This window comes from Ruegeria sp. BH6, assembly GCF_056538105.1.
This window is the reverse complement of the sequence record NZ_JBQFSR010000004.1, coordinates 107297-119372: the sequence shown is the minus strand read 5'-3', so window position 1 is coordinate 119372 and position 12076 is coordinate 107297. Positions and strand designations below refer to the sequence as shown.

Sequence of the window (12076 nt, the reverse complement as noted above, 5' to 3'; positions counted from 1 at the left end):
ACGCGGTTCATCATGCCCTTGCATGACTTCGCAAAGCCAAGCCGGTCCGGCGGCAGCCAATTCCATACATCCCGCCGCCCTGGCGGATCGGCAGCAGGAGACGACAGATGGGAATCATGATCCCGGCCTGGGTTGATGGTGAATTGACCCCCGTGGACAAGCTTGAGGCGCATGAAAAGGGCCTGCGGCACAAGGCAGTGTCGGTCTTTGTCGTGCGCGGCACCGAGATTTTGATGCAACGCCGGGCTTTGGGCAAATACCATACGCCGGGCCTGTGGGCGAATACCTGCTGCACCCATCCCGATTGGGGCGAGACGCCCTCGGAATGTGCCGTGCGTCGTTTGCGCGAAGAGTTGGGGATCACCGGCTTGTACCCGGAATACCGGCACCGGCTGGAATATCACGCCGATGTTGGCAACAACATGATCGAACACGAAGTGGTCGATATCTTTCTGGCTCATGTTCGTGGGCCACTTAAAATCGAGCCTAATCCGGACGAAGTCATGGATATCCGGTGGATCGACTACCATGATCTGCTGGCTGAAGTGCAACGACATCCGCAGCGGTTCACGCCGTGGCTGAAGATCTATCTGCACAGTCACGCCGACACGATTTTCGGTCCTGATCTGATCATCTCGGCCACGTCCTGACCGCAACGGCTTGCAAGGGCCGCCCAAGCCGCCTAAATCAACGCGTCATGGCCAAGCAAAAGACAGACCCGAATTACAAAGTTATCGCCGAAAACCGGCGTGCGCGCTTCGATTACGCGATCGAGGACGATATCGAGTGCGGCATCGTGCTGGAAGGGTCCGAGGTCAAATCCCTGCGCGTTGGTGGGTCAAACATTGCCGAAAGCTATGCTTCGGTCGAGGATGGCGAGCTGTGGCTGATCAACAGCTATATCGCGCCTTATGAGCAGGCGAAGGTTTTCAAGCACGAAGAACGCCGCCGCCGCAAGCTGCTGGTGTCGCGCAAAGAGCTGTCGAATCTGTGGAATGCGACCCAGCGCAAGGGCATGACGCTGGTGCCGCTGGTTTTGTATTTCAACCACAAGGGCCGGGCGAAGCTGAAGATCGGCATCGCCAAAGGTAAAAAACTGCACGACAAGCGTGAGACTCAGGCCAAGCGGGACTGGTCACGGCAGAAACAGCGGCTGATGAAGGATCACAGCTGATCCTTCGCCCGGTTCAGAACGCCATGGCTGCGGAAACGGCGCGTTTCCAGCGCTGATAGGCGGCGTCGCGTTCCTCGGCGGACAGTTCCGGTTCAAAACGGCGATCCAGCGCCCAGGTTTCCGAAAAGCCCTGTTGATCCGGGTAAACCCCTGCGCGCATTCCAGCCAACCAGGCCGCGCCTAATGCAGTGGTTTCCTGCATCACCGGGCGGTCGACCTCGGCCCCCAGATAATCCGACAGCCCCTGCATCGCCCAGTCCGAGGCGCTGGCCCCGCCATCCACGCGCAGTGTCACGTCGGTATCCGCGCCCCAATCGCCCTGCATGGCGTGCCAAAGGTCGCGCGTTTGATAGGCAATGCTTTCCAGCGTGGCCTTGGCCAATTCCGCGCGGCCGGAATTACGGGTCAGGCCAAATATCGCGCCACGGCAATCAGGTTTCCAATAGGGCGCGCCAAGGCCAGTAAAGGCGGGGACCAACACGACATGCTGGTTCGGATCGGCTTGTTGCGCCAACTCGCCGCTTTCGGGGGCCGATTCGATGATCTGCAGCGCATCGCGCAGCCATTGCACGGCGGCCCCAGCGACAAAGATCGACCCCTCCAGCGCATAGGTCCGCTTGCCGTCCAACTGATAAGCGATGGTGGTCAGCAGGCGGTTCTTCGATTCAACCGGTTTGTCTCCGGTGTTCAGCAAGGCAAAGCAGCCCGTGCCATAGGTCGATTTCATCATTCCGGGCTGGAAACAGGCCTGCCCGATAGTGGCAGACTGCTGATCCCCCGCCACGCCTAGAATCGGGATATTTCCCCCAAATAGGGTCGTATTTCCGAAATCCGAGGCGCAATCGTGTACCTCTGGCAGCATGTTCATCGGCACGTCCAGCAGATCGCAAATCTCGGCACTCCACGCGCCTTTGTTGATGTCGAACAACAGGGTGCGTGCAGCATTGGTGGCGTCGGTGGCGTGGCTGCGCCCCTCGGTCAGACGCCAAATCAGGAAACAGTCGATGGTGCCGAACATCAACTCTCCGGCCTCGGCGCGGTCGCGTGCGCCCGGCACGGTATCGAGCAGCCATTTAACCTTGGTGCCCGAGAAATAGGGGTCCAGCAACAGCCCGGTCTGGGCGGTCACGTCATCTTCGCACCCCGCCCGTTTATAGCGCGCGCAAATCTCGGCGGTGCGGCGGTCCTGCCAGACGATGGCGTTGTGGAGTGGTTGACCGGTGGCGCGGTCCCAGACCACAGTGGTTTCGCGCTGGTTGGTGATGCCGATGCCCGCGATCTGATCAGCGGTTACGCCGGTGGTTTCCATCACCTCGCGGCAGACGCGAAGAACGCTCTCCCAGATTTCTTCGGCGTCGTGTTCGACCCAACCTTCCTGCGGGAAATGCTGCTTGAATTCGTGCTGCGCGGTGCCTGCGCGCTGCATATCCGCGTCAAACAATATGGCCCGTGATGATGTGGTGCCCTGATCAATGGCAAGAATATAGGTCACGCCTGCGCCCCCCTCCGGTCTGGTTTTGCCGGACTTTAGCGCAAACAATGACGATCGTGCCAGAGCGTTCAGACAGGAATATTGTCGATCAACCGCACACCATCCGCCCAGGCCGCCGCAAATAGCCGGGCGGGCCGTGTGGCATGGGTCAGCGGGTCCAGTGTGTCGGCGCAGCGTAGTTGAATATATTCAACTTGAGTGAAGCCTGCCGCCAGCAGATCAGACTCGGCCCGCGCGGCCACAGTTTCAAACGCGGCCCCTGCTTTCAGCGACTGGACCACACCCTGCATGATCCGGTGCTTGTTGGCCGCAATGTTCAACCCCTCGGTCGAGAGGAGGAGGTTGCGCGATGACATTGCCAACCCCGAGGGTTCGCGTACCGTTGGGCAGCCGACCACCTCGATGGGGATGTCCAGATCGCGGGCCATGCGGCGGACGATCATCAATTGTTGATAATCTTTTTGCCCGAAATAGGCTCGATCTGCCTGCGTTTGCAGGAACAGCTTAGCGACCACAGTGGCGACGCCATCAAAATGGCCGGGGCGGAATTCACCCTCCATCACATCGGTCAAACCGGCGACTGAAACGGTGGTGGCGAAGCCTTGCGGATAGATCTCCTCGGGATCGGGGACATAGATGGCGTCGACACCGTAAGGGGCCAGTTTCTGCGCATCTTCGTTCTCGGTCCGCGGGTAATTGGCCAGATCGTCGGGGTTGTTAAACTGTTTGGGGTTCACAAAAACCGTAACGATCACTCGGTCGGTTCCGGCCTTGGCGGCTTCGGCCAGAGACAAGTGCCCCTGATGTAGCGCGCCCATGGTGGGGACGACACCGATCGTTTCGCCGTTGCCGTGCCATTTGGTCGTCAGCGCGCGCAAATCACTTAGGCGGCGCAGAATGGGTGCGGTCATGTCTTAGGTCCTTTGGTCGGAGCCTGATCGGCAAAGACATGTTCATCCGCTGGAAAGCTGCGGGCGCGCACATCGGAGGCATATTCCGCGATGGCGGCCTCGGCTTGCGGACCCAGTTCGGCATAGCGTTTGACAAATTTCGGTTTGAACGCGGTGAAAAAGCCCACCATGTCGTCCACGACCAGAATCTGCCCATCACAACCGGCTGAGGCGCCAATGCCGATGGTCGGAATCGCGACCTCGGCGGTGATCTGATCAGCCAGGCCTTGCGGTACCTTCTCAAGCACAACGGAAAATGCACCAGCCTCGGCCACCGCATGGGCATCGGCCAACACCGCCTTCGCCTGTTCGTCGCGACCCTGCACCTTGTAGCCGCCCAGCGTGTTGATCGATTGTGGCGTCAGGCCGATATGCGCCATCACCGGGATACCGCGCTTGACCAGAAAGCGAATGGTCTCGGCCATTTCCACGCCGCCTTCCAGCTTGACCGCGCCTGCGCCGGTTTCGGCCATCAGGCGAGCGGCATTCTTGAAGGCATGGGCCGGGTCGTGTTCGTAACTGGCAAAGGGCATATCGATAACCATCATCGCCCTGTCCAGACCGCGCGCAACGGCCTGACCATGCATCACCATCATCTCCATCGTCACACCCAGGGTCGAGGTCAGCCCATGCAGCACCATGCCGACGCTGTCGCCGACCAGAACAAAGTCGCAATGGGCATCCATCAGCCGTGCCATCGGTGTGGTATAGGCAGTCAAACTGACCAATGGTGTGCTGCCTTTGCGGGCGCGGATATCCTCGGCATTCGGGGCTGTTTTGCGGGCGGTGGCGCTCATGATCGCTCCTGCGGGGTTCATGTTGCAGTGCGGCATAGCAGATTGCACAAGGTTATAGAAACCCCGGTTGCGCGAACATTTCCTTGATTGACCCGAGGTTTAAAGGGACATTGAGTGCAGAAAAGCCTGTAAAACAGCCGGTTCCAAGGATTCAAACAGGGAGAGTTTTTCATGACAAAGCAGATGTTTCGGAGTATTGCGTCGGCTCTGGCGGTGGGCGCCAGCCTGTTTGCCTCGCAGGCTTTGGCCAAATCGGACATTACGATTGCGATGCAGTTGGAGCCGCCACACCTGGACCCGACCAGCGCCGCCGCGCAGGCCATTGATTCGGTGGTTTACACAAATATCTTCGAGGGTCTGACCCGCTTTATGGGTGACGGCTCGGTCGTGCCCGGCCTGGCCGAAAGCTGGGAAATTTCCGAGGACGGTACTGTCTATACATTCAAGCTGCGCGACGGGGTGACCTTTCATGACGGCACCGTCATGGATGCCGAGGACGTCAAATTCAGCCTCGACCGCGCCACGGCCGAAGACAGTGCCAATGCGCAAAAGGCGCTGTTTGCAGGCATCGAAAGCGTTGAGGTTGTGGATCCGCTGACCGTAAAGGTCACCCTGTCCGAGCCGAACGGCAATTTTCTGTTCAACATGGCTTGGGGGGATGCGGTGATCGTCGCGCCCGAAAGCATCGACAACATCAAGACCAACCCGGTGGGGACCGGTGCCTTTACCTTTGGTGACTGGGTGCAGGGCGATAGCATCACGCTAAACCGGAACCCCAACTATTGGGGCGAACAACCTGCGTTAGAGACTGCTACGTTCAAATTCATCTCGGACCCCACTGCCGCCTTTGCTGCGGTGATGGCCGAAGATGTGGACGTCTTCGACAACTTCCCCGCACCCGAAAACCTGCCTCAATTCGAGGCTGACCCGCGTTTTCAGGTGCTGGTGGGGTCGACCGAGGGGGAAACCATCCTGTCGACCAACAACAAGAAACCCCCGTTTGATGATATCCGCGTGCGGCAGGCGCTGGCCCATGCCATCGACCGGCAGGCGGTCATTGACGGTGCGATGTTCGGCTACGGCACGCCCATCGGCACTCATTTCGCACCGCACAACCCTGCCTATGTCGATCTGACCGGCACCTCGGCCCATAACCCGAAACAGGCCGCCAAACTGCTGGCCGATGCGGGGTATGAAGAGGGGTTCGAGACCACCCTGCACCTGCCGCCGCCCTCTTATGCCCGACGCGGAGGCGAGATCATCGCCGCGCAACTGGCCGAGGTTGGCATCAAGGCCGAGATCATCAATGTGGAATGGGCGCAGTGGTTGGAATCTGTGTTCAAGGGTAAGGATTACGGCCTGACCATCATCAGCCATACTGAGCCAATGGATATCGGCATCTATGCCCGCCCCGACTATTATTTCCAGTATGACAGTCTGGATGCCCAGACGTTGATGGAGACATTGAACGCGACCACCGATCCGGAGGAGCGTAAAAAGCTGTTGGGCGATATGCAGCGCCTGATCGCCACGGACTATGTCAACGGCTACTTGTTCCAATTGGCCAAGCTGGGGGTTGCCAAGGCCGGTGTTCAGGGCCTGTGGGAGAACGCGCCAACGGCCGCCATCGACCTGACCCAGATCAGTTGGTCCGAATAATCGGGTCCGGGGCCGATATCGGCCTCGGATTACCTGTTTCCGAGTGAGCCTGAAAATGAATCTGGTCCGTTTCTTGTGTTTTGTTGCTGTGACTGCCTGCCTGTGTGCGCTGGGCGGCAAGGGACAGGCGCAGAATGTGCTGGATGGCGGGCTCGGTGGTCTGGTTGGCACGCCGGAAAACCCGCTGAAGGTGGGGATCGGCATCCGTATCGATCAGGTTACCAGCGTGGATCAAAAGGCCGAGAATTATGGCGCCGTCGTCGTATTGCGCGCCGAATGGACCGATCCCGCGCTGGCCTTTGACCGCGACACTGTCGGGCGCGAGTTTCAGGTTTTCAATCCGAGGACGCTGGCTGAACATGCCACGGATATCGGGGCGGTGGTTCCGGCGTTTGTCATTCACAACCAGCAATCCAACAAATGGATACATGAATCTGCAGCCTCGCTGCACTATGACGGGCATGTGGTCTATGTCGAGAAGTCCTCTCTGACGTTGCAGGCTCCGCATTTTGATTTCCGAAAATACCCGTTCGACACCCAGGAGTTTTTCTTCGAAGTTGTCTCGATCTTCCCGTCCGAGTACGTATCCTACTATCCGCTGGAAAAGTATTCTGGCCTGGGTGATCTGCTGGGCGAGGAAGAGTGGATACTGGACAACCCACAAGTCCTGCATTCGACGGTCATTGGCCTTTCGGGCCGGGACAGCGATCAGGTTGTGCTGGCGTTCGAAGGAAAGCGGCACCTGACCTATTATGTGATCCGGGTGTTCCTGCCGATGCTGGTTCTGGTCTCGGTGGGCTGGGCGCTGTTTTTCCTCGACGAATACCGCCGCCGAATCGAGATTGCCGGGGGCAATCTGCTGGTCTTCGTGGCCTTCAACTGGGCCATCTCTGCTGACCTGCCCAAACTGGGCTACCTGACGTTTCTGGATTTCATCCTGCAATGCATGTTCCTGATGACAGGGGCACTGATCGTGTTCAACGTGGCCTTGCGCAAACTGAAAGTGTCCGGGCATGAGGACGGGGCCAGAAAGCTGGACAATTACGCAATTAAGTGGATTTATCCGCTGGGCTATGCGTCCATCGTCGCTTACGCGGTTTTTGCCTATCTGCTGGTGCCTTAGGTGCTGGACCCGCGCGATATGTGATCCTAACGTGGGCTCAATGCTCCGCTATGCCCTGAAACGTTTGATATCGCTGTTTATCAGCCTTGTGGTCGCCTCGGTGGTCATCTTCGCCGTGATCGAGGTGGCGCCAGGCGATCCGGCCTCGTTCATGTTGGGCGTCAACGCGCAAGAGGACACACTGGCCGCCCTGCGGGCCGAGCTGGGATTGGACGGGTCCAAGATCCAGCGCTATTTCAACTGGGTTGGCGGTATGATGGTGGGGGATTTTGGGACCTCTTACACCTATCGCACACCGGTGTCGCAGATGATTTCGGACAGGCTATGGGTGTCATTGCCGCTGGCGCTTTATGCCCTGACCTTATCGACCCTGATTGCCTTCCCCGCCGGTATTTACGCCGCAGCCCGTAGTGGCAAGCCGGGGGATCTGACGGTGATGGGGGTGACGCAATTAGGTATCGCAGTGCCGAATTTCTGGTTCGCGATGATGCTGGTGCTGATCTTTGCCATCAACCTTCGCTGGTTCAATGCCGGAGGTTTTGCGGGTTGGGACAAAGGCGTCTGGACCGGCCTGCATTCTCTGACATTGCCCGCCATTGCGCTGGCCTTGCCGCAGGCGGCGATCTTGGCGCGGGTCATGCGGTCTTCGCTGCTGGATATACTGGGTGAAGATTTCATGCGCACTGCCCGCGCCAAGGGATTGTCACGCCGTCAAGCACTGTGGCGGCACGGTGTGCGCAACGCGCTGATCCCGGTTCTGACCATCATCGGGCTGCAGTTCTCGTTTCTGTTGGCGGGGTCGATCATTATCGAGCAGGTGTTTTATCTGCCCGGACTCGGGCGGCTGGTGTTTCAGGCGATCTCGGCCCGCGATTTGGTCGTGGTGGAATCGGTGGTCATGCTGCTTGTCTTTGCTGTCATCACCGTGAATTTTATGGTCGATCTCGCCTATGCCGCCGTGGACCCAAGGCTGAGAGGTCGGTCATGAGCCGCAACCTGCTTCTTGGTTCAGTATTGTCCTCGTTGGTCTTGCTGGCGGCGCTGATGTCCTTTGTCTGGACGCCGTATGATTATGCGGCGCTGGATATCCCCAACAAGCTGGAGCCGCCTAATGCACAGCATTGGTTCGGCACAGATCATTTCGGGCGTGACATGTTCTCGATGATCATGGTCGGTGCGCGCACGTCCATCGCGGTGGCACTGGTGGCGGTGGGGATCGGTATGGCGCTGGGCGTGCCGCTTGGCCTGGCTGCAGCAGCGCGTAAAGGATCATGGCTGGATGAGGTGATCATGCGCGGCAACGATTTGGTCTTTGCCTTCCCCTCGCTAGTCATCGCCATTCTGATCACAGCGGTGTTCGGAGCAGGCGCGATCAACGCGATCATCGCGATCGGTATTTTCAACATTCCCGTCTTCGCCCGCATCACCCGTGGCGCGGCCTTGTCCCTATGGGAACGCGAGTTCATTCTGGCCGCGCGTGTCGCGGGCAAAGGCGCGGCGCGGATATCGGCGGAACATATTCTGCCTAATATTGCGAATCTGCTGATAGTTCAGGGGACCATTCAGTTCTCTCTGGGTATCCTGGCCGAAGCGGGCTTGTCTTATGTCGGTCTGGGTGCGCAACCGCCCACACCCAGTTGGGGTCGAATGCTGGCCGATGCGCAGACAATGGTCAGTTTTGCCCCGCATTTGGCTCTGATTCCGGGGCTGGCAATTATTGTCACTGTGCTGGGACTGAACCTGTTAGGCGATGGGTTGCGCGATTGGCTTGATCCCAGAATACGAGTCGCGCGCGCATGAGCTTGCTGGAGATCGAAAACCTTTCTCTGACCATCCATGAGACCGAGATTCTGAAGCGGGTCAGCTTGTGTATTGGTGCCGGACAAATTGTTGCCGTGACCGGTGAAAGTGGCTCGGGCAAGTCGATGACCGCGCTGGCCGTGATGCAATTGCTGCCAAATGGCGCAAAGACAGAAGGTGCGATCTGGCTGGGACGTCAGAATCTGCTGAAACGGTCTGAACGCGAAATGTGCGCCCTGCGCGGGGCCAAAATTGGGATGGTGTTTCAGGAACCCATGACCGCCTTGAACCCGGTCAAAACCATTGGCGATCAGGTGATCGAAACCATTCTGGTCCACAAGGCCATGTCGCGCACCAAGGTGCGGGCCCGCGCACACGAGGTTCTGAGCCGCGTTGGCCTGCCACCTGACCGTTTCCCGCTGTCGCGATATCCGCATGAACTGTCCGGCGGTCAACGGCAGCGTGTGGTAATCGCCATGGCAATCGCACTGCGCCCCAAATTGTTGATCGCGGATGAGCCGACAACCGCGCTGGATGTGACGACACAGGCGCAGATACTCGACCTGCTCAAAGGGCTGGCGCGCGAATATGGCATGGGGCTGCTGATGATCACGCACGATCTGGCGGTGGTGGCAGACATGGCCAACCAGATCGTCGTGATGCGCCATGGAGAGGTGGTCGAAAGCGGTGCAACCACTGACCTGCTGCACAATATGCAGCACCCCTATACGAAGATGCTGTTTCAGGCCTCGAGGCATCAGGTTTCACTACCTGACCCGCCCGAGTCCCTGCCATTGCTAGAGGTGAGAAATGTGGTGCGCGACTATAGCTTGCCGCGAAAAGGTCTGTTCAGCAGGCCGGATCACCACCGCGCGGTCGATGAAGTCAGCTTTACCCTGCACCGGGGTGAGCGGTTGGGCCTGGTCGGAGAATCTGGTTGTGGAAAATCGACCCTAACACGGGCAATTTTGGGTTTGGAGGACGTGCAGAGCGGTGAAATTTTACTGGACAACCAGCCTGTCTTTGCCGGTCACAAGCCGAACCCCGTTGTGCGACGTAAGATGCAGGTGGTGTTTCAGGACCCCTATGGCAGTTTCAACCCGCGCCACCGCGTCGCCCGCCTGATCACCGAGCCGTTTCACCCGTTGGACAACCCGCCCACCGGCACAGAGCGGCAAGACCGTATCGCCGAAATGCTGACCGCCGTGGGCCTCAGCCCGGATGATGCGAACAAATACATCCATGAATTCTCGGGCGGGCAACGACAGCGGATTGCCATTGCCCGCGCCTTGATCATTCGCCCCGAACTGATCGTGTTTGATGAGGCGGTCTCGGCCTTGGATGTATCGGTCCGGGCGCAGATTCTGGACCTGCTGGCCGAACTGTGCGCCACATACAATCTGACCTATCTGTTCATCAGCCACGACCTAAGCGTTGTGCGCACGATCACCGACCGGGTGATGGTGATGCAGGCAGGCAGAATTGTTGAGCAGGGTGAGACCGAACAGGTATTCTCTTCCCCGCGGCACGCTTACACTCGGACCCTGATCGATGCCGCACCGGTCTTGCCCGGTATCGGTGCAAATGTCGCGTAATTCCTTTGTTAGAGTCGATATGGAGGCCAAAATGCCCAATTCTCTCTGGTTCAACCCCGGCCTTTGCCTGATCGGCGGCGATTGGGTCGCGCCTGCTTCACAGCAGACGATTTCGATGATTAATCCGTCTGACGGATCCGAGATCTGCCGGATTGCCCGCGCGAATGCCCCAGATATAGATGCCGCTGTGCAGGCCGCCCAAACGGCGTTGGATGGGGATTGGGGGCGAAAGACGGCGTTGGAGCGCGGCCGCGTCCTGACCCGACTTGGCCAACTGGTTTTGGAACGCGTAGAGGACTTGGCGCAGCTTGAGGCGATGGATGTAGGAAAACCGCTGACACAGGCCCGTGCGGATGCCGTGGCATTGGCGCGGTACTGCGAATTCTACGGCGGCGCGGCGGACAAGGTGATGGGCGAGACGATCCCCTATCTGGACGGCTACACCGTGTACACGCTGCGCGAACCGCACGGAGTGACCGGGCATATAGTGCCGTGGAACTACCCGATGCAGATCATTGGCCGCTCTGTCGGGGCAGCTTTGGCGATGGGCAACGCCTGCGTGCTAAAACCAGCGGAAGAGGCGTGTTTGACCGCGCTTGCCTTTGCCCATCTGGCGCAACAGGCGGGCCTACCTGCCGGAGCGTTGAACGTGGTGCCGGGGTTGGGGGCCGAGGCCGGGGCGGCATTGTCAGCGCATCCTGGCGTGCAGCATATCTCATTCACAGGGTCAGTTGCCACCGGCGCGCTGGTGCAGCAGGCGGCGGGGCGCAACGTGGTGCCAGTGACGCTGGAACTGGGCGGTAAATCGCCCCAGCTGGTATTTGACGATGCCGATCTGGATGCCGCAGTGCCGTTTCTGGTGAACGCGGGTATTCAGAATGCCGGGCAGACCTGTTCGGCCTCGTCCCGTATTCTGGTGCAGCGTGGGGTGTATGAGCAGGTCAAAACCCGCATGGCAGCCGCCTATGCCGATCTGACTGTTGGTCCAGCACCCGAAGATTTGCGGGTCGGCCCCCTGATCTCGGCCCGTCAGAAACAGATCGTCGAGGGGTTTTTAGCCAAAGGCGCGGACCTAAACATCGCAGGACAAGGGCGTATCGTAGATCATGCACCCGGCGAGGGAGCATATGTGCAGCCAACCCTTTTTGCCGATGTCCCGTCAGATCACCTTCTGGCTCGGGATGAAATTTTTGGACCGGTGCAGGTTCTGATCCCCTTTGAAACCGAGGAGGAGGCGGTTCAGATCGCCAACGCCACCGAATACGGGTTGGTTGCCAGCATCTGGACCCGCGACGGTGCGCGGCAGATGCGGTTGGCGAAACAGCTGCGTTCAGGACAGGTGTTCATCAACAATTATGGTGCGGGGGGCGGGGTAGAGTTGCCGTTTGGCGGTGTCGGCAAGTCCGGTCATGGCCGCGAAAAGGGGTTCGAGGCGCTGTTTGGGTTCTCGCAGGTGAAAACAGTAGCGGCTTACCATGGTTAGGGT

11 protein-coding genes are annotated in these 12076 nt (G+C 59.1%); 8 read left to right on the top strand and 3 right to left on the bottom strand.

Annotation, left to right across the window (positions count from 1 at the left end; all coding sequences use genetic code 11):
- The first annotated feature begins 107 nt into the window (after positions 1-107).
- Together idi and smpB are read left to right on the top strand one after the other, a co-directional pair.
- On the top strand, positions 108-650 hold the full coding sequence (idi, locus tag ACR0B8_RS10910; protein WP_170349720.1) for an isopentenyl-diphosphate Delta-isomerase: 543 nt from the start codon (positions 108-110) through the stop codon (positions 648-650).
- Positions 651-697: 47 nt separating this feature from the next.
- Positions 698-1174: an SsrA-binding protein SmpB gene (gene smpB, locus ACR0B8_RS10905; protein ID WP_170360845.1), complete on the top strand. Its 477-nt coding sequence runs from the start codon at positions 698-700 to the stop codon at positions 1172-1174.
- A gap of 13 nt (positions 1175-1187) precedes the next feature.
- Here smpB and glpK read toward each other — a convergent pair whose 3' ends face one another.
- The 3 genes from glpK to panB all read right to left on the bottom strand — a co-directional run bounded on the left by glpK (position 1188) and on the right by panB (position 4413).
- Positions 1188-2666, bottom strand: coding sequence for a glycerol kinase GlpK (gene glpK / locus ACR0B8_RS10900; RefSeq protein WP_226689072.1), 1479 nt, complete (start codon positions 2664-2666; stop codon positions 1188-1190).
- 68 nt (positions 2667-2734) lie between these two features.
- On the bottom strand, positions 2735-3577 hold the full coding sequence (gene panC / locus ACR0B8_RS10895; protein ID WP_170360841.1) for a pantoate--beta-alanine ligase: 843 nt from the start codon (positions 3575-3577) through the stop codon (positions 2735-2737).
- Complete coding sequence (gene panB / locus ACR0B8_RS10890; protein WP_170360839.1) at positions 3574-4413, bottom strand: 3-methyl-2-oxobutanoate hydroxymethyltransferase; 840 nt, start codon at positions 4411-4413, stop codon at positions 3574-3576. Before panB ends, panC begins: the two co-directional genes overlap by 4 nt.
- Positions 4414-4584: 171 nt before the next feature.
- On the opposite strand from panB, the gene ACR0B8_RS10885 reads away from it, so the two are divergent.
- Genes ACR0B8_RS10885 through ACR0B8_RS10860 form a run of 6 tightly spaced genes read left to right on the top strand, consistent with a single transcriptional unit; the run spans position 4585 to position 12073 of the window.
- Positions 4585-6072: an ABC transporter substrate-binding protein gene (locus ACR0B8_RS10885; RefSeq protein WP_480658534.1), complete on the top strand. Its 1488-nt coding sequence runs from the start codon at positions 4585-4587 to the stop codon at positions 6070-6072.
- 55 nt (positions 6073-6127) lie between these two features.
- The gene (locus ACR0B8_RS10880) at positions 6128-7195 is read left to right on the top strand and encodes a ligand-gated ion channel (protein WP_170360835.1); all 1068 of its coding nucleotides are present in this window, start codon (positions 6128-6130) and stop codon (positions 7193-7195) included.
- A 40-nt stretch (positions 7196-7235) separates the two neighbouring features.
- Positions 7236-8183 (top strand): ABC transporter permease, encoded by a 948-nt coding sequence (locus ACR0B8_RS10875; RefSeq protein ID WP_480658536.1) that lies wholly within the window; start codon positions 7236-7238, stop codon positions 8181-8183.
- On the top strand, positions 8180-8995 hold the full coding sequence (locus ACR0B8_RS10870; RefSeq protein ID WP_170360830.1) for an ABC transporter permease: 816 nt from the start codon (positions 8180-8182) through the stop codon (positions 8993-8995). Before ACR0B8_RS10875 ends, ACR0B8_RS10870 begins: the two co-directional genes overlap by 4 nt.
- The gene (locus tag ACR0B8_RS10865) at positions 8992-10590 is read left to right on the top strand and encodes an ABC transporter ATP-binding protein (RefSeq protein WP_480658538.1); all 1599 of its coding nucleotides are present in this window, start codon (positions 8992-8994) and stop codon (positions 10588-10590) included. Before ACR0B8_RS10870 ends, ACR0B8_RS10865 begins: the two co-directional genes overlap by 4 nt.
- Before the next feature lie 31 nt (positions 10591-10621).
- Entirely contained in the window at positions 10622-12073 is a 1452-nt protein-coding gene (locus tag ACR0B8_RS10860) for an aldehyde dehydrogenase family protein (RefSeq protein ID WP_480658540.1), read from the top strand.
- The last annotated feature ends 3 nt before the right edge of the window (positions 12074-12076 follow it).

Excerpts from the sequence above, each read along its gene's own strand:
- idi (WP_170349720.1), top strand. The coding sequence starts at position 108 with ATGGGAATCATGATCCCGGCCTGGGTTGATGGTGAATTGACCCCCGTG.
- smpB (WP_170360845.1), top strand. The coding sequence starts at position 698 with ATGGCCAAGCAAAAGACAGACCCGAATTACAAAGTTATCGCCGAAAAC.
- panC (WP_170360841.1), bottom strand. The coding sequence starts at position 3,577 with ATGACCGCACCCATTCTGCGCCGCCTAAGTGATTTGCGCGCGCTGACG.
- panB (WP_170360839.1), bottom strand. The coding sequence starts at position 4,413 with ATGAGCGCCACCGCCCGCAAAACAGCCCCGAATGCCGAGGATATCCGC.
- ACR0B8_RS10885 (WP_480658534.1), top strand. The coding sequence starts at position 4,585 with ATGACAAAGCAGATGTTTCGGAGTATTGCGTCGGCTCTGGCGGTGGGC.
- ACR0B8_RS10880 (WP_170360835.1), top strand. The coding sequence starts at position 6,128 with ATGAATCTGGTCCGTTTCTTGTGTTTTGTTGCTGTGACTGCCTGCCTG.
- ACR0B8_RS10875 (WP_480658536.1), top strand. The coding sequence starts at position 7,236 with ATGCTCCGCTATGCCCTGAAACGTTTGATATCGCTGTTTATCAGCCTT.
- ACR0B8_RS10870 (WP_170360830.1), top strand. The coding sequence starts at position 8,180 with ATGAGCCGCAACCTGCTTCTTGGTTCAGTATTGTCCTCGTTGGTCTTG.
- ACR0B8_RS10865 (WP_480658538.1), top strand. The coding sequence starts at position 8,992 with ATGAGCTTGCTGGAGATCGAAAACCTTTCTCTGACCATCCATGAGACC.
- ACR0B8_RS10860 (WP_480658540.1), top strand. The coding sequence starts at position 10,622 with ATGCCCAATTCTCTCTGGTTCAACCCCGGCCTTTGCCTGATCGGCGGC.